18 protein-coding genes are annotated in these 20,786 nt (G+C 72.2%); 13 read left to right on the forward strand and 5 right to left on the reverse strand.

The genetic code is table 11. The features are described from left to right. Positions 1-161 precede the first annotated feature (161 nt). The 4 genes from NYZ98_RS06095 (at position 162) to NYZ98_RS06110 (ending at position 3,802) form a co-directional block, all read left to right on the forward strand. On the forward strand, positions 162-1,517 hold the full coding sequence (locus NYZ98_RS06095) for a phosphomannomutase/phosphoglucomutase (protein WP_262841525.1): 1,356 nt from the start codon (positions 162-164) through the stop codon (positions 1,515-1,517). Further along, entirely contained in the window at positions 1,514-1,693 is a 180-nt protein-coding gene (locus NYZ98_RS06100; RefSeq protein ID WP_262841526.1) for a Trm112 family protein, read from the forward strand. The genes NYZ98_RS06095 and NYZ98_RS06100 overlap by 4 nt, the downstream gene beginning before the upstream one ends. Beyond that, positions 1,690-2,811: an SIS domain-containing protein gene (locus tag NYZ98_RS06105; protein ID WP_262841527.1), complete on the forward strand. Its 1,122-nt coding sequence runs from the start codon at positions 1,690-1,692 to the stop codon at positions 2,809-2,811. Before NYZ98_RS06100 ends, NYZ98_RS06105 begins: the two co-directional genes overlap by 4 nt. Positions 2,812-2,875: 64 nt before the next feature. Beyond that, entirely contained in the window at positions 2,876-3,802 is a 927-nt protein-coding gene (locus NYZ98_RS06110; RefSeq protein WP_262841536.1) for a cation diffusion facilitator family transporter, read from the forward strand. A gap of 64 nt (positions 3,803-3,866) precedes the next feature. Here NYZ98_RS06110 and NYZ98_RS06115 read toward each other — a convergent pair whose 3' ends face one another. After that, entirely contained in the window at positions 3,867-4,202 is a 336-nt protein-coding gene (locus NYZ98_RS06115) for a MerR family DNA-binding transcriptional regulator (RefSeq protein WP_262841539.1), read from the reverse strand. Between the two features lie 111 nt (positions 4,203-4,313). Here NYZ98_RS06115 and ahcY point away from each other — a divergent pair, with 111 nt between their 5' ends. From ahcY to NYZ98_RS06150, 7 genes are all read left to right on the forward strand, one after another. Next, positions 4,314-5,741: an adenosylhomocysteinase gene (ahcY, locus tag NYZ98_RS06120; protein WP_262841541.1), complete on the forward strand. Its 1,428-nt coding sequence runs from the start codon at positions 4,314-4,316 to the stop codon at positions 5,739-5,741. Between the two features lie 87 nt (positions 5,742-5,828). Beyond that, entirely contained in the window at positions 5,829-7,079 is a 1,251-nt protein-coding gene (locus NYZ98_RS06125) for an adenosylhomocysteinase (protein ID WP_262841542.1), read from the forward strand. A 368-nt stretch (positions 7,080-7,447) separates the two neighbouring features. Then, positions 7,448-9,265 carry an ABC transporter substrate-binding protein gene (locus NYZ98_RS06130; RefSeq protein WP_262841543.1) on the forward strand — a complete coding sequence of 606 codons (1,818 nt, stop codon included), beginning with the start codon at positions 7,448-7,450 and terminating at the stop codon, positions 9,263-9,265. 40 nt (positions 9,266-9,305) lie between these two features. Next, positions 9,306-10,337, forward strand: coding sequence for an ABC transporter ATP-binding protein (locus NYZ98_RS06135; RefSeq protein WP_262841544.1), 1,032 nt, complete (start codon positions 9,306-9,308; stop codon positions 10,335-10,337). Continuing rightward, positions 10,334-11,413, forward strand: coding sequence for an ABC transporter ATP-binding protein (locus tag NYZ98_RS06140; RefSeq protein WP_456115246.1), 1,080 nt, complete (start codon positions 10,334-10,336; stop codon positions 11,411-11,413). The genes NYZ98_RS06135 and NYZ98_RS06140 overlap by 4 nt, the downstream gene beginning before the upstream one ends. Next, positions 11,410-12,387: an ABC transporter permease gene (locus NYZ98_RS06145; RefSeq protein ID WP_262841545.1), complete on the forward strand. Its 978-nt coding sequence runs from the start codon at positions 11,410-11,412 to the stop codon at positions 12,385-12,387. Before NYZ98_RS06140 ends, NYZ98_RS06145 begins: the two co-directional genes overlap by 4 nt. A gap of 4 nt (positions 12,388-12,391) precedes the next feature. Next, entirely contained in the window at positions 12,392-13,354 is a 963-nt protein-coding gene (locus NYZ98_RS06150) for an ABC transporter permease (RefSeq protein WP_262841546.1), read from the forward strand. Between the two features lie 241 nt (positions 13,355-13,595). Here the strand turns inward: NYZ98_RS06150 and NYZ98_RS06155 are convergent, their stop codons facing one another. Continuing rightward, complete coding sequence (locus NYZ98_RS06155) at positions 13,596-14,636, reverse strand: RDD family protein (RefSeq protein WP_262841547.1); 1,041 nt, start codon at positions 14,634-14,636, stop codon at positions 13,596-13,598. Positions 14,637-14,675: 39 nt separating this feature from the next. Between NYZ98_RS06155 and NYZ98_RS06160 the strand changes: the two genes are divergently transcribed. Continuing rightward, positions 14,676-15,665 carry a stage II sporulation protein M gene (locus NYZ98_RS06160; protein ID WP_262841548.1) on the forward strand — a complete coding sequence of 330 codons (990 nt, stop codon included), beginning with the start codon at positions 14,676-14,678 and terminating at the stop codon, positions 15,663-15,665. Between the two features lie 137 nt (positions 15,666-15,802). Here the strand turns inward: NYZ98_RS06160 and NYZ98_RS06165 are convergent, their stop codons facing one another. Continuing rightward, a complete protein-coding gene (locus NYZ98_RS06165) occupies positions 15,803-17,470 on the reverse strand; it encodes a penicillin-binding transpeptidase domain-containing protein (RefSeq protein ID WP_262841549.1) in 1,668 nt (555 codons plus the stop codon). A gap of 261 nt (positions 17,471-17,731) precedes the next feature. Between NYZ98_RS06165 and NYZ98_RS06170 the strand changes: the two genes are divergently transcribed. Further along, positions 17,732-18,370: a TetR/AcrR family transcriptional regulator gene (locus tag NYZ98_RS06170; RefSeq protein ID WP_262841559.1), complete on the forward strand. Its 639-nt coding sequence runs from the start codon at positions 17,732-17,734 to the stop codon at positions 18,368-18,370. A 56-nt stretch (positions 18,371-18,426) separates the two neighbouring features. Here the strand turns inward: NYZ98_RS06170 and NYZ98_RS06175 are convergent, their stop codons facing one another. Both NYZ98_RS06175 and NYZ98_RS06180 read right to left on the reverse strand, forming a co-directional pair. After that, complete coding sequence (locus tag NYZ98_RS06175; RefSeq protein WP_262841550.1) at positions 18,427-19,770, reverse strand: DUF58 domain-containing protein; 1,344 nt, start codon at positions 19,768-19,770, stop codon at positions 18,427-18,429. After that, positions 19,770-20,708, reverse strand: a complete 939-nt coding sequence (locus NYZ98_RS06180; protein ID WP_262841560.1) for an AAA family ATPase — start codon at positions 20,706-20,708, stop codon at positions 19,770-19,772. Before NYZ98_RS06180 ends, NYZ98_RS06175 begins: the two co-directional genes overlap by 1 nt. Between the last annotated feature and the right edge of the window lie 78 nt (positions 20,709-20,786).

Here is a 20,786-nt window from a genome sequence, read left to right on the forward strand (position 1 = left end):
TGTCCTGGGGTTCCCGGGTCTTCGGCCGACCGGCGAACCCTCGATCCCCATTCGGGTTAGTCTCCGTGTGCGGGCGGGACGGCGGTCCCGAGCTTCGTGAAAGGCCCTCAGGGGACGCAGTAGGCTCGGTCCGAACAGACGTGACTAGGTGCGGAGCGGCATTGGGCGACCTCGCCAAGATCTTCAAGGCGTACGACATCCGCGGCGTCGTGCCCGGCGAGCTCGACGAGAGCACGGCCGAGGCGGTCGGCGCGGCGTTCGTCGAGGTCGTCGGCGCCGAGGCCGTGGTCGTCGCCCATGACATGCGCGCCTCCTCCGGACCGCTGGCCGCGGCCTTCGCCCGCGGGGCGACCGGCCGGGGCGCGAACGTCGTCGACACCGGGCTCGGATCGACCGATCTTCTCTATTACGCCAGCGGAAGCCTGGGGTTACCGGGCGTGATGTTTACGGCCAGTCACAATCCCGCGCGTTACAACGGGATGAAGCTGTGCCGCGCGGGCGCCGTCCCGATCAGCTCGGGCACCGGCCTCGTGGAGATCCGCGACCGGGCCGCCGAGCTGCTCGCCTCCGGCACCGGCGCCGGGAGCGGCCAGGGCGAGGTGACCACGCGCGACCTGCTCGCCGGGTACGCCGCCTACCTGCGCGGCCTGGTCGACCTGTCGGGCATCCGGCCGCTCAGGGTGGTCGTGGACGCCGGCAACGGCATGGGCGGGTTCACCGTCCCCTCGGTCTTCGCCGGCCTGCCGCTGGAGCTGACGCCGCTCTACTTCGAGCTCGACGGCACCTTCCCCAACCACGAGGCCAACCCGATCGAGCCCGCCAACCTGCGCGACCTGCAGAAGGCCGTGCTCGACAAGGGCGCGGACATCGGCCTGGCCTTCGACGGCGACGCCGACCGCTGCTGGGTCGTCGACGAGCGGGGGGAGTCGGTGTCGCCCTCGACGATCACCGCGCTGGTGGCCGCCCGCGAGCTGGCCAGGCACCCCGGCGCCACGGTGATCCACAATTTGATCACCTCCCGGGCGGTGCCCGAGATCATCGCAGAGCACGGCGGCGTCCCGGTGCGCACCCGCGTGGGCCACTCCTTCATCAAGGCCGAGATGGCCCGCACCGGAGCGGTCTTCGGCGGCGAGCACTCCGCGCACTACTATTTCCGCGACTTCTGGTTCGCCGACTCGGGCATGCTGGCGGCGCTGCACGTGCTGGCCGCGCTCGGCGAGCAGGCCCGTCCCCTCTCGGACGTCCTCGCCCGCTACTCCCGCTACGCCGCCTCCGGTGAGATCAACAGCACCGTCGAGGACCAGGCGGCGGCGCTCGCGCGGGTCCGCGGCGAGTTCGCCGGACGTGCGGGCGTCACCCTGGACGATCTCGACGGCCTCACGGTGTCGGGACCCGACTGGTGGTTCAACCTTCGTCCGTCCAACACAGAGCCGCTTCTCCGGTTGAACGCCGAGGCGGCCGACGAAAAGCCGATGGCGGCGATCCGGGACGAGGTCCTCGCCGTAGTGAGGAGTTGACCGTGAAGATCGACGACTGGCTGCTCGACATCCTGGCCTGCCCGGCCTGCAAGTCGCCGCTCAACGCCGTGGCCGAGAGCGACGAGCTGGCCTGTAGCTCCGAGACGTGCGGCCTGGTCTACCCGGTCCGCGACGACATCCCGGTGCTGCTGGTCGACGAGGCTCGCAAGGCGTGAGCCCGTTCGAGCCCGAGCGGCTGGATGACGCGACGTTCCTGACCGAGGGGGACCCGGCGGGCATGCTGCCCGCCGCGGCCTCCTCGGGCGCGCAGGTGCGCGCCTCGCACCGCGGGGCGCTGGAGGCGGGCGTCTCCCGGCTGTCCGCCGACGAACGCCCCCGCGCGATCGTGGTGGTCGGCGTGGGCGGTTCGGCCATCGCCGGCGACATGCTCGCCGCCGTGTGCGGCGGCGGCGTCCCGATCCCCGTCACGACCGTGCGCGCCTCCCGGCTCCCGGGCTGGGTGGGCGCCGCCGACCTGGTCATCGCGGCGTCGTCGTCGGGCGACACCGAGGAGACGCTGGCCCTGGCGATGGAGGCCGTCCGCCGGGGCTGCCGCCTGGTCACCGTCGGCCGCGCGGGCTCACCGCTGTCGGCGATCGCCGAGCAGGCCTCCGGGCTGCACCTCCCGGTCGCGCCGGTGGCCGGTGCGGTCCGGCCGCCCCGCGCGAACCTGTGGGGGCTGACCATGCCCCTGCTGGCCGTGGCGTCGGCGTTCGGCCTGGTCGAGGTGACCGACGACACCGTCGAGTCCACCGCCAAGCGGCTTGAGGACATCGCGCACCGCTGCCGCCCGTCGAGCGAGTCGTTCATCAACCCGGGCAAGACGCTGGCCCTGGAGATCGCCGACACGATTCCGATGATCTGGGGCAGCTCGGCGGTCGCCACCTCCGCGGCCCACCGGCTGGCCACCCAGCTCAACGAGAACGCCGGCTATCCCGCCGTCTGGGGGGAGATCCCCGAGGCCGGTCACAACCAGCTCGCGACGCTCGACGGGCCGCTCGCCCAGCGCGACATCTTCGGCGAGGGGCCGTCCCTTGCGCTGCGCCTGATCGTGCTGCGCGACCTGGAGGAGCCGCCCCAGGTGAGCAGGCGGCGGGCCCTGTCGGTGCGGCTCGCGCAGGACCGAGGGGTGCAGGTCACCGAGATCACCGCCGAGGGCGCGCATCCGCTGGAGCGGCTGGCCTCGCTGGTGGGGCTGGTGGACTACGGCAGCGTCTACCTGGCGCTGGGGTTCGGCGTGGACCCCTCCCCGGTGAGCGCCATCACGGAACTTAAGGCGAGACTTTCCCAATAAGATCTCCTTGACCGCTTTCGGCGGTGGGTTGGAGCACGGTGCTAGGGATGGGTGGAGACTGCGGGTGAGCGCGGGCGGCGGTACCAAGGCGATCATCGCGGCGCTGGGGGCGAACCTGGCGATCGCGGTCGCGAAGTTCGTGGCGTTCCTCTTCACGGGGTCGTCGTCCATGCTCGCCGAGTCGGTGCACTCACTGGCGGACTCGGGCAACCAGGCGCTGCTGCTGCTCGGCGACCGGCGGTCGAAGAGGCGCGAGAACCGCAAGCACCCCTTCGGGTACGGCCGGGAGCGCTACTTCTACGCCTTCGTCGTCGCGGTCGTGCTGTTCACGATCGGCGCGGCCTTCTCCCTGTACGAGGGCGTCGAGAAGATCATGCACCCGCACAACGTGGAGTCGCCGATCTGGGCGTTCGCCGTCCTGGTCTTCGCGATCGCCGCCGAGTCGTTCTCGTTCCGCACCGCGATCGTCGAGTCCAACGCCATCCGGGGCACGACCTCGTGGCTGAACTTCATCCGCAGGGCCAAGGCGCCCGAGCTCCCCGTCGTGCTCCTGGAGGACTTCGGGGCGCTGGTGGGCCTGGTGTTCGCGCTGTTCGGCGTGACGATGGCCGTGGTCACCGGCAACGGCGTCTGGGACGGCGTCGGCACCCTCATGATCGGCATTCTGCTCGCGATCATCGCGGTGATCCTGGCGGTCGAGACCAAGTCGCTGCTCATCGGTGAGAGCGCCACGCCGGAGATCGAGGAGAAGATCTGCGCCGCGCTGGAGGGCTCGCCCGAGGTGACCAAGGTCATCCACCTGCGCACCCTGCACCTCGGCCCCGAGGAGCTGCTGGTCGCGGCGAAGATCGCCGTGGAGCACGACGACACGGCCGCCGACGTCGCCAAGGGCATCGACGAGGCCGAGCGCCGGATCCGCGAGGCGGTGCCGATCGCCCGGGTCATCTACCTGGAGCCCGACCTGTACCGCACCACCAAGGCGACCACCTAGCCAGGCGGGCACCCCGTCCGGCCAGGCCCGCTCAGGCACGCCCCGGCCGGGGTGGAGTAGGGGTTCATCTGCCGCCGCGGAGCAGCCGCAGGGCCTTCTCCTGCTCGAAGTCCAGGGCGCGGCGCGGCGCGTGGATGCGGCCGATGCGCAGCCCGAGGTCGCGCACGGCCTGGGCCACGGCGGGCTCGCTGAGCACGCGCATCCCGAACGCCAGCTCCGACGGCGAGACGTCGAACCGCCGCTCCAGGTCCATGGCCTGCGTGACGGCCGCCAGCTCCTCGGGACCGAACCGCCGGTGCGATCCCCGGTCCCTGGTGGGCGGCAGCAGGCCGAGTGCCTCCCGGTAACGGAGCATCCGGGGGGACAAACCCAGGCGTTTCGCCGCCTCAGTGATGCGCATGAAGCCAATTCTTACATTCTTATGTCAGGTTCGCAGATCTGGGGATGCAAAGGGGTGCGCGTGCCTCTTAAACTCGCAGAGACGCAATGACCGGGTTGAGGGGAACACACTATGGACTTCAAGGTCGCCGACCTTGCTCTGGCGGACTTCGGCCGCAAGGAGATCCAGCTCGCCGAGCATGAGATGCCCGGCCTGATGTCGATCCGTGGCGAGTACGCCGCGGCCCAGCCGCTGCGCGGTGCCAAGATCATGGGCTCGCTGCACATGACCATCCAGACCGCCGTCCTGATCGAGACGCTGGTCGCGCTGGGCGCGGACGTCCGGTGGGTGAGCTGCAACATCTTCTCCACCCAGGACCACGCCGCCGCCGCGGTCGTCGTCGGCGCCGACGGCACCGCCGAGGACCCGAAGGGCGTGCCGGTGTTCGCCTGGAAGGGCGAGACGCTGGAGGAGTACTGGTGGTGCACCGAGCAGGCGCTGTCCTGGCCCGGTGGCGGCGGCCCCAACATGATCCTCGACGACGGCGGCGACGCGACCCTGCTCGTCCACAAGGGCGCCGAGTACGAGAAGGCCGGCGCGGTCCCCTCGCCCTCCGAGAACGACCCGGAGGAGTGGAAGATCATCCTTGAGCTCCTGAACCGCACGGTGTCCGCCGAGGGCCGCTGGAGCGCCGTCGCCCAGGAGATCAAGGGCGTCACCGAGGAGACCACGACCGGCGTCCACCGCCTGTACGAGATGTTCAAGGCCGGCTCGCTGCTCTTCCCGGCGATCAACGTCAACGACTCGGTGACCAAGTCGAAGTTCGACAACAAGTACGGCTGCCGGCACAGCGTGATCGACGGCCTCAACCGCGCCACCGACGTGCTCATCGGCGGCAAGGTCGCCGTGATCGCCGGCTACGGCGACGTGGGCAAGGGCTGCGCCGACGCGCTGCGCGGCCAGGGCGCCCGCGTGATCGTCACCGAGATCGACCCCATCTGCGCGCTCCAGGCGGCCATGGACGGCTTCCAGGTCACCACGCTGGAGGAGGTCGTCGGCATCGCCGACATCTTCGTGACCACCACCGGCAACTACGACATCATCACGGCCGACCACATGAGCCAGATGAAGCACAACGCGATCGTCTCCAACATCGGCCATTTCGACAACGAGATCGACATGGCCGGCCTGGCGAAGATCCCCGGCATCGTGAAGACCGAGATCAAGCCGCAGGTCCACACCTGGACCTTCCCCGACGGTCACTCGGTGCTCGTGCTGGCCGAGGGCCGCCTGATGAACCTCGGCTGCGCCACGGGCCACCCCAGCTTCGTGATGTCGAACTCGTTCACCAACCAGGTGATCGCGCAGATCGAGCTGTTCACCAAGACCGAGGAGTACCCCGTCGGCGTCTACGTGCTGCCCAAGCACCTGGACGAGAAGGTCGCGCGGCTGCACCTCGACGCGCTCGGCGTCAAGCTCACCACGCTCAGCAAGGCCCAGGCCGAGTACATCGGCGTGGACGTCGAGGGCCCGTACAAGCCCGACCACTACCGCTACTGATCGACCGGCCCACCGGGCCAGGCGAGGGGTCCCCGCGCGGTTCGCGCGGGGACCTTTTCGCCACGTACGGGGAACGCAGGGGGAACCATGGATGCCGAGGACAAATCGCTCGCCGAGGCCGGGGAGCGGCGCGTCGACTGGGCGCTGCGCTCCATGCCCGTGCTCCGGGCGATCGGCGCCCGCTTCGACGCCACCCGCCCGCTCGACGGCCTGAAGATCGCCGCGTGCCTGCACGTCACGGCGGAGACCGCCGTGCTGGTCGGCGCGCTGAAGGCCGGTGGCGCCGAGATCGCGCTGGCGGCGTCCAACCCCCTGTCCACCCAGAACGACGTGGCCGCGGCGCTGCGCGAGTACGGTGTCGCGGTGCACGCCCGCGCCGGGGTGGACCGTGACACCTACTACCGGCACATCCACCAGGCGCTCGACATCGGGCCCGACATCGTGCTCGACGACGGCTGCGACCTGGTCAACATCCTGCACACCGAGCGCGTGGAACTGCTCGACGGGGTCACGGGCGGGTGCGAGGAGACCACGACCGGCATCATCCGGCTGCGGCAGATGGCGGCCGAGTCGGCGCTGCGGTTCCCGGTGGTGGCGGTCAACGACACCCGCACCAAGCGAATGTTCGACAACAGGTACGGCACCGGCCAGTCCACGCTCGACGGCATCGTGCGGGCCACCAACACCCTGCTCGCGGGCCGGACGATCGTCGTCGCGGGGTTCGGCTTCTGCGGCCGGGGCGTCGCCGAGCGGGCCAAGGGCCAGGGCGCCCGGGTGATCGTCACCGAGATCGACCCGGTCAAGGCGCTGGACGCCAGCCTGCAGGGCTACGAGGTGCTGCCGATGGCCGAGGCGGCGCGCACGGGCGACCTGTTCATCACCGTCACCGGCAACCGGGACGTGGTGCGGGCCGAGCACCTCGCCGAGATGCGGGACGGCGCCATCCTCGCCAACGCCGGCCACTTCGACGTCGAGATCGACGTGCGGGCGCTGGAGGAGCTGGCCGTGACGGTGAACCTCGGCGTGCGGCCGCACACCGACGAGTACGTGCTGGCGGACGGCAGGCGGCTGCTGCTGCTCGCCGAGGGCCGCCTGGTCAACCTGACCGCCGCCGAGGGGCATCCGGCGGCCGTCATGGACATGTCGTTCTCCGCGCAGGCACTGGCGGTCGCGTGGCTCGCCGAGGAGCGGGTGCGGCTCGCGCCGGGCGTGTACGACGTGCCGGCGGAGATCGACGCGGAGGTGGCCCGGCTGAAGCTCGCGGCGGCCGGCATCGAGATCGACGCCCTCACCACCGTGCAGGCGGACTACCTGCGCTCCTGGCGCCTCGGCTCCTGAGGCCCTTCTCCCGCCCAGACTTCTCGGCTTTCCTCGGTTCCGGCCCTGGTTCTTGAGACCGCTTCGCCCTTCACGCCCGGTTTACCGTGCGCGGGCCGTCGTCGCAGGTCACGACCCCGTTCCGGAGGGATTAACGGGGTATGTCGCGATTCGCTGACGTATCGCGATCGAACCGGCATCACCTGCGGGTCGCGCCTCGCCAACGGTTGGGTAACCGCTCTCGACAGCCACCCCCGCGGGGTGGGTTCCTTCAGTGAGAGCACGGCCAATAGAGAGCAGCCCCGGGCACGTCGCAGGGCGCCACGGTACCGGCACGAGCCCTGCCATCGGCACCACCCAAGGTCCCCATCTCTTCAGGAGGAGGGCAGATGGCCCCTACGCGCCATCTCACCATCGCGGTAGTGGCGGCGGCCACCCTGCTCGCCGCGGCCTGCCAGACGGACACCGGCGGCGGCACCGGCGGCACGACCACCCCCATGCCGGCGGGCAAGGCCGTGCCGGGGGGCACGCTGCGGCTCGTCGGAGGCGGTGACGTCGACCACCTCGACCCCACCAGCACGTACTACACCGTGACCAACCAGATCCTGCGCACCTACGCCCGCCAGCTGTTCACCCTGCCGGCCTCGGCCGACCCCAAGAAGGCGGTGGAGGTCGTCCCCGACGTCGCGGCCGAGATGCCGACGACGGCCAACGGCGGCGTCAGCCAGGACCTGCTCACCTACACGATCAAGCTGCGCGACGGCGTCCAGTGGGACACCACGCCGCCCCGCCCGGTCACCGCGGGGGACTTCCTGCGCGGGTTCAAGCGGCTGTGCAACCCGGTGGCCGGCTCCGGCGCGCCCGGCTACTACACCAGCACGATCAAGGGCATGGCCGCGTACTGCTCGGCGTACGCCAAGGCGTTCGAGAAGGACAGGCCCACGCCCAAGGCGCTCGCGGACTTCCAGAACTCGCACGACATCGCGGGCGTGCGGGCGAAGGACGACCGGACGATCGTGTTCACGCTGGCCCAGCCGGCCGGGGACTTCCTCAACATCCTCGCGCTGAACTTCGCCTCGGCGGCGCCGGTGGAGTACGACCAGTACGCTCCCGACGACGCCGCCTTCCGCCAGCACGTGATCTCCGACGGCCCTTACAAGATCACGAAGTACGTGGCGACCAAGGAGATCCGGCTGGAGCGCAACCCCGCGTGGAAGCAGGAGTCCGACCCGGTCCGCCACCAGTACGTCCAGGCCATCGAGGTCAAGGAGGGCGTCACCGAGCCCGACAGCGTGCAGCAGCAACTGGAGGCCGGCAGCGCCGACCTGGCGTGGGACCTGCCGGTCCCGACCGCGCAGCTTCCCCGGCTCGCCTCCTCGGGCGACCCGAACTACAAGGTCTATCCCGGCGCGGTCACCAACCCGTACCTGGTGTTCAACCTGCAGAGCAAGAACGAGAACGGGGCGATGGGCAAGCTCGGCGTCCGCCAGGCCATCGAGTACGCCATCAGCAAGGTCGCCATCGGCAAGATCTACGGCGGCAAGGAGCTGAACACCCCGCTGCACACCGCGATCCCGCCGGGCAACATCGGGTACAAGGAGTACGACCCCTACCCCACGCCGAACGACGAGGGCGACGCGGCCAAGTGCAAGCAGACGCTCGCGGCGGCGGGCTACCCGAACGGCCTGACCCTCATCGGGGCGTTCCGCAACGCGGGCAACCACCCGGCGGTCTTCCAGTCCTACTCCGCGGACCTGAAGGAGTGCGGCATCACCGTCAAGGGCCTGCCCGTGCGGCAGGGCGACTACTACGGCGCGTTCCTGCAGAACCCGTCCCTGGCCAAGGACAGCAAGTGGGACATCTCAGCGCCCGGGTGGGTGCCCGACTGGTACGGCAACAACGGCAGGGCGGTGTCCCAGCCGCTGTTCCAGACCAACTGTTCGGCGGGGACGTCGAACTACGGCTGCTACAGCGACCCCCAGGTCGACGGCCTGATCAAGCGGGCGCTGGCCGAGCCGGACGCGACCAAGGCGGCGGAGCTGTGGCACCAGGTGGACCAGAAGGTGCTGGCCGACGCGGTGATCGTGCCGTTCCAGAACCAGAACACGCCCATCTACCACGCAAAACGGGTGCGGAACGCGATGTACCTGCCGTCGTTCCAGCTCTTCGACCTGACCAACCTCTGGCTGGACCCGCCGAGCCCGTGAGCGGCACGGCGGGCGGCGATCGCGGACGAAGGACAGGTGGATGAGCCTTCTCGAGGTGAAGGATCTCAAGGTCGGCTTTCCGACCGCGGACGGCCTGGTCCAGGCCGTCCGCGGCCTGTCGTTCAGCGTCGATCCCGGGCGGACGCTGGCCATCGTCGGGGAGTCGGGGAGCGGCAAGACGGTGAGCACGCAGGCCATCCTCGGGCTGCTCCCGGAGGCGGACATCTCCGGGAGCGCCGTCTTCGAGGGCGTCGACCTGCTCAGGCTCGACGAGGAGCGGCTCAGGCGGATCCGGGGCTCGGAGATCAGCGTGATCTTCCAGGACCCGCTCACCAGCCTGCACCCGCTGTACAAGGTGGGCTGGCAGATCGCCGAGATGATCCGGGTGCACGATCCGGGCGTCGGCCGGGCCCAGGCCAGGCGGCGGGCGGTGGAGCTGCTCGGCATGGTCGGCATCTCCCGGCCGGACCGCCGGGTGGACGACTACCCCCACCAGTTCTCCGGCGGCATGCGGCAGCGAGCGATGATCGCGATGGCGCTCGCGCTCAACCCCAAACTGGTGGTCGCCGACGAGCCCACCACCGCGCTCGACGCGACCGTGCAGGCGCAGATCCTTGACCTGATCGCCGGCCTCCAGCGGGAGTTCGACATCGCGCTCGTGCTGATCACCCACGACCTCGGGGTGGTGGCGGGGGTCGCCGACGAGGTCATGGTGATGTACGCGGGGCTCCCGGTGGAGCGGGCCGACCGGCGGACGATCTACTACCGGCCCCATCACCCGTACACCAAGGGGTTGCTGGAGTCGATCCCCGGCAGCACGGGCGCGCGGCAGGGCCGGCTCCGGCCGATCCCCGGGCAGCCGCCCAGCATGATCGCGGTGCCGTCCGGGTGCGCGTTCCACCCGCGCTGCCGGTACGCCATGCCGGTGTGCGTGGCCGAGCGCCCGCCGCTCGGCCGGGTGACCGGGGACGGGGACCACGCCTCCGCCTGCTGGCTGCCGCACCAGGCGATCGGCCTCGGCGAGGAGGCGGAGGCCGTACGCCTGCGCGCATCCGGGGCGGAGACCCGGTGAACGGCGGCCCGCCGGACGCGCGGACGGCGAACGGGGACCCGCTGAACGGGGGCGCGGTGCACGAGGACCCGCTGAACGGGGGCGCGGTGAACCTGCTGGAGGTGGACGACCTGGTCAAGCACTTCCCGATCCAGGAGGGCGCCGTGCTCCGCAGGACGGTCGGGCAGGTGCGCGCCGTCGACGGGGTCAGCCTGACCCTGGCGCCCGGCGAGACCCTCGGGCTGGTCGGCGAGACCGGCTGCGGCAAGTCCACCCTGGCCCGGTGCATCGCGGGCCTGCACCCGGTGACCTCGGGCAAGGTGACCTTCGACGGCCAGGACATCACCAACCTGTCGCGGAGCGCGATGCGGCCCTTCCGCAGGGACATCCAGGTGATGTTCCAGGACCCGTACGGCTCGCTGAACCCGCGCAGGCGGGTCGGCTCGATCATCGCCGACCCGCTGGTCATCCACGGCGTCGGCACCGCCAAGGAGCGGCGGCGCGCGGTGGCCGAGCTGATGGAGCGGGTCGGGCTCAACCCCGAGCACTACAACCGGTTCCCCGCGGAGTTCTCCGGCGGCCAGCGCCAGCGCATCGGGGTGGCCCGCGCCCTTGCGCTGAAGCCCCGGCTGATCATCTGCGACGAGCCGGTGTCGGCCCTGGACGTGTCGATCCAGGCCCAGATCCTCAACCTGCTCAAGGACCTGCAGGACGACTTCGGGCTGACGTACCTGTTCATCGCGCACGACCTGTCGGTGGTCAGGCACGTCAGCGACCGCATCGCGGTGATGTACCTCGGCAGGGTGGCGGAGCTGGCCGAGGCCGACGAGCTGTACGACCACCCGCGCCACCCGTACTCCGACGCGCTGCTCTCGGCCACGGCGGTCGCCGATCCCGACGTCGCCGACCGGCGCGGGCGCGTCGTGCTCACCGGTGACGTCCCCTCGCCGATCGACCCGCCGTCCGGCTGCCGGTTCCACCCGCGCTGCCCGAGGGCCCAGGAGGTGTGCTCGGTGCGGGAACCGGTGCTGGAGGGGGCCGCCCACCTGACGGCCTGCCACTTCCCGATCGGACCCGGCGAGGGGGCCCCGCGGTGACGCTCACCGAGATACGCCCGGACGCGGTGCCGGGGCGGCCCATCGCCGGGCGCAGCCCGTGGGCGCTGGCCTGGGCGCGGGTGCGCAGCGACAAGGTGGCGCTGGTGTCGGCGGTCATCGTGGTCCTGTTGCTGCTGCTCGCCGCCGCCGCGCCGCTCATCGCGCAGTGGAGCGGCCACGGCCCCGACGACCAGTTCCGCGACATCGGCATCACCGCCCAGGGGCTGCCGGTCGCCCCGAACGGCACGTTCTGGTTCGGCACCGACCGGCTCGGCCGCGACCTGTTCGTCCGGGTCCTGTACGGGGCCCGCGTCTCGCTGGTGGTCGGCGTGCTGTCCACCGGCATCGCGGCGCTGTTCGGGGTCGCGGTGGGCCTGCTGGCCGGCTTCTACGGCGGCGTGGTCGACACGCTGCTGTCGCGGCTGATGGACCTGGTGCTGTCGTTCCCCTACCTGATCTTCGCCATCGCGATCGTCTCCATCGCGGGGCCCTCGCTCACCGCGACGATCGGGGTGATCGCGTTCTACTCCTGGGCGGCGATCGCCAGGATCGTGCGCGGGCAGACCCTGTCGATCAAGGAACGGGAGTACGTCGAGGCGGCGCGGTCGCTCGGCGCGAGCGACGCGCGCGTCATGTTCGTCGACATCCTGCCCAACCTGCTCGCGCCGGTGATCGTCCTGGTGACGCTGCTGGTGCCCGCGGCGATCGTGTTCGAGTCGACGCTGTCCTACCTCGGCCTCGGCATCGTCCCGCCGACCCCCTCCTGGGGCAACCTGCTCAGCGAGGCGCAGGGCTTCTACCGGGTCGCCTGGTGGTACCTCACCTTCCCCGCAGGGAGCCTGCTGCTCACCACGCTGGCGATCAACCTGCTCGGCGACGGCGTCCGCGACGCGATCGACCCTCGGACCGAGCGGCTGTTCAGCCGCCGCAGGGGCATCGCGCGCAGGCGCGGCGCCAGGACCAGGAAGGGGTGAACGGGTGTTCCGGCGCTTCGTCGTCCGGCGGATCCTGCTCGGCGTGGTCGTGCTGTGGCTGGTCACGCTCGGGACGTTCTTCATGTTCTTCGTGGCGCCCGGGGACCCGGCCAGGACGCTGGCCGGGCGGCAGGCCACGCCCGAGCAGGTCGACCTGATCCGGCGCGACCTCGGCCTGGACCGGCCGATCCTGGTGCAGTACGGCGACTACATGGGCCGGCTCGTCCACGGCGACCTCGGCAAGTCGTACTTCAACGGGGAGTCGGTGGGCACACTGGTCGCCGCCGACCTGCCGCCCACCCTGTCGCTCGTCCTCGGCGGCGCCGTCCTGTGGTTCCTGGTCGGCGTCAGCGCCGGGGTGCTCAGCGCCACCCGCGCACGCTCCCTGCTGGACCGGGTGCTGACGTTCCTGGCGCTCGCCGGGGTCTCGATGCCGACGTTCGTCATCGGCCTGCTGCTGCTCTACCTGCTGTTCTTCCAGCTCACCAAGGCCGGGGTGCCGATCTTCCCGCCCGACTCCTACGTTGCGCTTTCGGAGAACCCGGCCGAGTGGGCCCGGCATCTGGTGCTGCCCTGGGTGACGCTGGCCACCGTCCAGGCCGCGACGTACCTGCGGCTGACGCGGGGGTCGATGCTGGACGTGCTCGGCGAGGACTACATCCGCACGGCACGCGCCAAGGGCGTGCCCGAGCGCCGGGTGATCATCCGGCACGGGCTGCGGTCGGCGCTGACCCCGGTGGTGTCGCAGCTCGGCGTGGACGTGGGGACGCTCATCGGCGGGGTGGTCGTCACCGAGTCGGTCTTCGGGCTCGGCGGCGTCGGGCAGGCGGTGGTCCAGGCGTTCGTGAGCGGCGACCTGCCGGTGATCATGGGGGTGGTGCTGATCACCGCCGCCTCGGTGGTCGTCGCGAACCTGCTGGTCGACGTGGCGTACGCGCTGCTGGACGCCAGGGTGCGGCTGGCCTGACCGGGGCGCGTTCCCGGCTGGGGCACCCGTCCGGGGAGGGACTGGGGCCTGTCCGGGGAGGGATTTTGGGACCCGTCCGGGGAGGGATCCGGAGAAAAAAAGGGTGGGTATGGCCGGCGCGACCTCTCCCTCACGCGCCAGGCCATACCCGTCCCTACTTCAGCGGGCTAATGCCCCAGTAGCCCGCTGGACACCCCCGTGCCCCTGCTTGTCCGATGTATGCCTAGACGTTCGAGAAAATCTACGCGGGAGGCAGGAAGCCCGCCGGACGGCCCTGCGTCTCCCCTGATGGGGGCGGCGAACCGGCCGGCATCGGCGGAGGCGGGAAAGCCGCGGGAATCTGACCACGGGGCGGCGGAGGCGGCGCGAACCCCCGGAAGGCGGGCCCGCCGGGCGGCGGGTATCCCGGACCGGCGTGGCCGCCCGGCGCCGGGAACGCTGGACGGGCGTGGCCGTTCGCCGGGTATCCCGGATGGGAAGGACCGTTCGGCGCCGGGTATCCCGGATGGGGCCGGCCGTTCGGCGGGAAGGCCGGGCGGGCCCGGCTCGCGAGCCTGATCTGGGTGCGGCGGCGGCGCTCGGCCAGCACCGCCGCGAGGTACGCGTACGGGGGCGCGGCGGGCGGGGGCGGCGGCGAGACGAAGGACGCGAACTGGGCGGCGATCCGCGTCCCCATGTCGTACTGGACCATCGGCGCGAGCTGGTGCCAGCGCGAAAGGTACTGCCGGGCGGTGGCCGCGAGATCCTCGGGCAGCCGGGACAGCTCCAGCGTCGTGGCCCACCCGGCGAGCGCCGGGGGCATCTCGGGCGGCGGGGCCTGCCGGGGACCGCGCTCGGAGATCACGATCGTCCCGGAGAACACGTCGCCGAGCCGCTTGCCCTGCGCGGAGATCAGCGAGCTGATCAGGGCAGGGGCGCCGAAGAACGTCCAGAACTCCAGCACGCCCGACAGGCCGCGGAACAGCGCCTGCCGGAACCGCTCCGGGCCACCGTCGTCGCTCACGACCCGGAGCCCCATGGCCAGCTTGCCCAGGCTGCGCCCCCGGCCGAGCGTCTCGAAGATCACCGGGTAGCCCACGACGACGAGCGCGGTGATCAGGATCGACAGGGCGACCGCGAACGCCTCGTCGGTGACGACCAGGAGCCTGGTCAGCATCACCGACAGCCCCACCAGGAGCAGGAACTGCAACGTCATGTCGATGAACAGGGCAAGGGCGCGGCTCGGAAGCTGGGCCACCCGCACTTCGACGACGACGGCCTCGCCCGTCACGACCTCTGCCACGTCTCCCACCCTATCCGCCGGGCCAATAGGCTCTCGTGCGTGGACATCGACGCGTTCGTCTCCGTGCACAAGCCGGCGTGGGACCGGCTGGAGACCCTGGTACGGCGCCGCGGCTCGCTGAGCGGCCCCGAGGTGGACGAGCTGGTCGACCTCTACCAGCGGGTCGCGACCCACCTGTCGATCGTCAGGTCCGGTTCCGACCGGCTGCTGGTCGGCCGGCTCTCGGCGCTGGTCGCGCGGGCGCGGTCGGCGGTGACCGGGGCGCACACGCCCGCCTGGCGGGAGTTCATCCGGTTCTTCACGGTCTCGTTCCCGGTGGTGGCCTACCGCGCCCGGTGGTGGTGGGCGGGGACGGCCGCCCTGTTCTTCGTGGTCACCGCGGTGCTGGCCGTGTGGGTCGCGCGCAATCCCGACGTGCAGACCGCCATCGCGAGCCCGCAGCAGATCAAGCAGCTCGTGGAGCACGACTTCGCCGACTACTACTCCGACCATCCCTCGGGGGCGTTCGCCGGGCAGGTGTGGATCAACAACGCCTGGGTGTCGATGCAGGTCATCGCCACGTCGGTGCTGCTCGGCCTGCCGATCCCCTACATCCTGTGGCAGAACGCGGCCAATGTCGGGGTCTCGGCCGGGCTGATGGCCTCCCGCGACCGGCTCGACATCTTCTTCGGCCTCATCACCCCGCACGGCCTGCTGGAGCTGACCGCCGTCTTCCTCGCCGCCGCCGTGGGCATGCGCCTCGGCTGGACGGCCATCGATCCCGGGCCGAGGAAGCGCACCGAAGCGCTGGCCGAGCAGGGCCGTGCGGTGGTGAGCGTGGCGCTCGGGCTGGTGGCGGTGCTGCTGGCGTCCGGGCTGATCGAGGCGATGGTGACCCCCTCGTCGCTGCCCACCTGGGCGCGCATCGGCATCGGGGTGGCCGCCGAGGGGGCGTTCCTCACGTACGTCACGTTCTTCGGCCGGCGCGCCCTGCGGTCGGGAGAGACCGGCGACCTCGAACGCGCCCCGGACGTGGCCCCGTCGAACTGACCCACCGAACCGGCCCGCCGGCCCACCGAGCTGGCCCGGCCGGTCGGTCGTGCCGAGGCGCGGGCCGTACCCGGATGAGCCGGTCGGTCGTGCTGAGGCGCGGGCCGTACCCGGGTGACCGCCAGGCGTACGGCGGGCTAGGCGGCCTTGAGGAAGCGGGCGGCGATCGGCGCCGCGACCCCGCCGCCGCTGCCGCCGTTCTGGACGAACACCGCGAACGCCAGGGAGCCTCGGTACCCGACGAACCACGCGTGGGAGGCGGCCCCGGCCACCTCGGCGGTCCCGGTCTTGCCCGCGGTGCCGGACGGCAGGCCCGCCTTGGCGGCCGTCCCCCGGGCGACCACGGCCTCCATCATCGTGCGCAGCCCGGCGGCCACGCCCGGGTCAAGGGGCACCTCGGGCGGTGAGCCGGCGGGAGGCGCGTCCGTCATGATGCCGGGCCGGTAGGTGCCGACGGCGACGGCGGCGGCGACCTCGGCCATGCACAGCGGGCTGGCTTGCACCGAGTTCTGGCCGATGGCGTCGGAGCCCAGCTCGTTGAGGTCGGCGGACGCCCGGATCCGGCAGAAGCCGAGGCCCGGCTTCTCCCGGAAGCCGAAGCGGTCGGCCGCCTCGGCGCGCAGCCGGTCGTCGCGCAGCCGCTCGTAGGCCTGCTGGACGAACGTGGTGTTGCAGGAGAGCGCGAAGGCCGTGGCGAGGGTCACGGTGCCGTGGCCGGCGTTCCCGTCGTTGGCGAAGGTCCTGGCGTTCGGGAGGGTGTACGTCGCCGGGCACGCGACCTGCGAATCCGGTGCCAGGCCGGTGCGCAGCAGCGCGGCGGAGGTCACGATCTTGAAGGCCGACCCCGGCGGGTACAGGCCGTTGAACGCCCTTTTGCCGCCCAGGGTGTCGGCCACGGCGCGCACCTGGCCGGTGGCGACGTCCAGGGCGACGATCGCTGCGGGCCGCTGGACGCCGTCGAGCGCCCGCGCGGCGGCGGCCTGCGTCCGCTGGGAGATCGTGCTGCGCGTCGCGTCCCCCTTCGGCGCGGGGGAGGCGAGCAGCACCCGCCCCGAGGGCGACTCCTCCAGCGACAGCCGCACGGCCGTGCCGGTCAGCCCGGTCAGGTAGTCGCCCGCCCGGCTGTCGGCGGGGAACGGCAGGCCCTCGCGGGTGAGCGTGGCCGGCCGGGAGACCCGCGTCTCCTTGAGACGGACGCTCCCGCCGTCCTTGAGCGAGGGGTGCAGCGTCTCGGGAGCCCACAGCACCTTCCAGCCCCCGTTCCGCACGGCCAGCCGCAGGACGGAGGCGAACGGCCACGGCCCGAGGCCCGTGACCTCCCTGACGCCCTGGAACGGGACCTCGGCGGCGTCCGCGCCCTGGCGGCGCGGAGTGCCCGGCGCGAGGGACAGCGAGGCGATCCGCAGGTCGGCGGTGAACCGGCGGTGCCGGTCGGCGAAGTCGGCGGGCGGGCCGTCCACCAGCCCGGCCATGGTCGCGAAGTCCCCGGCCCGCCAGGCGGCGAAGTAGCGCCCCGCGACGCCCTCGGGCCCTGGAACGGCCGCCGGCGTCGCGGGGGCGCTGAGCGTGACGACCGGGTCCGGGAGGGGAGAGACCGGGGACGTGCCGCCGGGACCGGGCACGGAGGGGGACGCGGCGGCGCCGGACGGGGGCGCGGTGGACGGGAACGCGGTGGCGGGCGGCCGGGTGTGCCGCGCGAGGGGCGCCGCCTCGATCGGGCCGGGCCGGGCCAGCATCGCGATCACGCCGACGACGACGATCACCGCGACCGCGGCGACCATCGCCAGAGGCCATCGACCGCGCATATCGCGACACCACCGGATCGGGAGGAGGGGGCGCAAAGATCATAGGCGTCGGCGCCCGGACCGGAACAGGCCCACCCGGCGCTGTCCGTAACCGGCGACGCGGTCCTCGACGGCCGCACAGAGTCGCTGGCGAAGGTGTGAGCGCGATGAGACCCACTAAATGGGTGTCAAGTGGACAAAGTTTCCTTTGAGTGGCATTTGCTGATCAAGTGGTCTTCGCCCCCGATGTGGTACCGAACTAGACTCGGGAGTGTGACCTCGATGGCGGACGGTCCGATTCCCAGCGGTGTGCCGCTGCGAGGGCGTGAGAAGGCACACACCCGGCAGGTCCTGGCGGAGGCGGCGCTTCGCCTGTTCACCGAGCGAGGTTTCGACGCGACCACACTGGACGACGTGGTGGCCGCTGTGGCGATCTCCAAGCCGATGTTCTTCCGCACCTTCACCTCCAAGGAGGACGTGGCGCTGGCCCCCGAGAAGGAACTGTGGTCCGGCTACGTCAGGGAGATCGAGGCGTGCCCGCTGTCCGGGCCGGTCCTCGCGGTGTACCAGGAGGCGCTGGAGGTCACGCTCGCCGGGATGGACTCCGGCTGGGAACGCCGGTTCGCGGTCAGCCGCCGCCTCGCCGACGCGACGCCGTCGCTGACCGCGCACAGCCTCCAGCACTGCGCCGAGATCACCCGCACGGTCGTCGAGATCGTGGTGGCGCGCCTCGGCCCGGACGTCCCGGAACGCGTCCAGCTCCACCTGCCGCTGGAGCTCATGGTGGCGGCCTGGCGGTGGGCGCTGAAGGAATGGGCCGAGGGCGGCTTCGACCCGGGGCGCGCGGCGCTCCAGGACCGGATGGGCGAGGCCTTCTCCGCGATCCCGCTGGGCATGGCCCTCACCCTGTCCCTGGTCTGAAGCTCCCTGATCCCGGGTCCCGGGTCCCGGGTCCCGGGTCTGGAGACGTACCTGAGCTAGAGGCGGCCGGCGGCCTTGAGCGCGAGGTAGGCGTCGGCGAGGGCCGGAGCCAGGTCGTCGGGGGTGGCGTCCACGACCTCGCACCCGTGGCGGCGCAGCCGGGCCGTCAGCCTCGTCCGCTCCCCGCGCAGGTGCTCGGCCGCCGCCGCGTCGTAGACCAGTTCGGCCGTGCCCCGGCCTGCGGCCATCTCGGCGACGCGGGGGTCGGCCACGGCGGCGACGAGCACGAGGTGCCGCGCCGCGAGCTGGGGGAGGACCGGCAGCAGGCCCTCGTCCATGGCCGCCGGGTTCAGGTCGGTGAGCAGGACGACCAGGCAGCGCCGTTTGGCGCGGGCGAGGATGGCGGCCACCATGCCCGCCGAGTCGGCCTCGACCAGCTCGGCCTCGATGGGGGCCATCACGTTGACCAGCGCCGTCAGCGAGTCGGTGCGGGAGGCGCCGGACATCCACGCCCGCACGCCCCGGTCGTGGGCGAGGAAGTCGACCCGGTCGCCGGCGCGGGCCGCGAGGGCGGCGAGCAGCAGGGCGGCGTCCATCGACCAGTCGAGCCTCGGCCACCCGGCGGCGGCACCGCCGGTGGTGCCCGCCGCGCCGGGGACGGGGCTGGTGCCGACGCGGCCGGCCGACGTGCGGCCGGTGTCGAGCACGATGAGCACTCGCCGGTCCCGCTCGGGGCGCCAGGTGCGGACCACCACGTCCGAACGGCGGGCGGTGGCCCGCCAGTCGATGGAGCGTACGTCGTCGCCGACGACGTACTCGCGCAGGGAGTCGAACTCGGTGCCCTGGCCGCGCACCAGGGCGGGATGCTGGCCCTCCAGCTCGCGGAGCCGTGACAGCTTCGCCGGCAGGTGCTTGCGGCTGAGGAACGGCGGCAGCACCCGCACGCTCCACGGCACGATGTGGGAGCCCTGCCGTCCGGCGACGCCCAGCGGGCCGAGGGACCGCACGGTGATCTTCACGGCCTCGCGGTCGCCGCGCCGCGACGGCGTCAGCGTCGTGACCAGGCGGCGGCGTTCACCGCCGGGGACGTCGAGGCGCAGGTGACGCGGGCTCACGCCCGCCGACGGCGGCCACGCGTCCCGCAGCACGCCCCGCACGCGGCGGCGGCCGGGGTTCTCCACGACCAGCTCCACCTCGATCGACTCCCCGAGCCGCACCAGGTGGGCCCCGCCGCGCCGGAAGCGCAGCGGGCGCACGCCCCCGGCGAACAGCAGGTCGACCGCGACGAGCGCGCCGAGCAGGAGCAGCAGGCCGAGCACGGCGGAGCCCGGCCTCGGCGCCAGCAGCACGCCGACGGCGCCGAGCGCCGCGATCAGCGCCGCGCGGCCGGTCAGCGCCATCAGCGCGGGACCGGGACCGACGCGAGCACGCCGTCGAGCACGCCGTCCGGCGTCGCACCTTCCAGCTCGGCCTCGGGACGGAGCTGGACGCGGTGCCGCAGGGCGGGCTTGGCCAGAGCCTTGACGTCGTCGGGGGTGACGTAAGAGCGCCCCGACAGCCACGCCCAGGCGCGGGCCGCCGCCAGTAGCGCGGTCGCGCCTCGCGGGGACACGCCGAGCTGCAGCGAGGGGGACATCCGGGTCGCGCGCGCCAGGTCCACGATGTACCCGAGCACCTCGGGGGCGACGTGGAGCTTGGCCACCTCGGCCCGCCCGGCGGCCAGGTCGGCGGCGGAGGCCACCTGCTTGATCTGCGACAGGTCCCTCGGGTCGAAGCCCATGGCGTGGCGTTCGAGCACCGCGATCTCCTGGTCGCGCGGCGGCAGCGGCACGGTCAGCTTGAGCAGGAACCGGTCGAGCTGCGCCTCCGGGAGCTGGTAGGTGCCCTCGTACTCGATCGGGTTCTGGGTGGCGACCACCACGAACGGGTCGGGCAGCCGCATCGGCGAGCCGTCCACGCTGACCTGCCGCTCCTCCATGGCCTCCAGTAGCGCGGCCTGGGTCTTCGGCGGGGTGCGGTTGATCTCGTCGGCCAGCAGCAGGTTGGTGAAGATCGGCCCCTCGCGGAAGGCGAACTCCGCCGTCTTGGCGTCGTACACCAGCGAGCCGGTGACGTCGCCCGGCATCAGGTCGGGGGTGAACTGCACCCGCTTGAAGTCCATGGACAGGGTGGCCGACAGGGTGCGGACCAGCAGCGTCTTGGCCACGCCCGGGACGCCTTCCAGCAGCACGTGCCCCCGGCACAGCAGGGCGATGACCAGCCCGGTGACCACGGCGTCCTGGCCGACGACGGCCTTGCCGACCTCGGTGCGCAGCGCGCCGAGCGCGTCCCTGGCCAGGTCCCCGCCGCCCGCCCGGGGAGCCTCGCCCCAGGCCGGCGCGAGGGCCTGGGGCCGCTCGGGCGGCGGCGGCGCGCC

Source organism: Sphaerisporangium corydalis, assembly GCF_025506355.1.
In the GTDB taxonomy this organism is placed as follows: Bacteria; Actinomycetota; Actinomycetes; order Streptosporangiales; family Streptosporangiaceae; genus Sphaerisporangium; species Sphaerisporangium corydalis.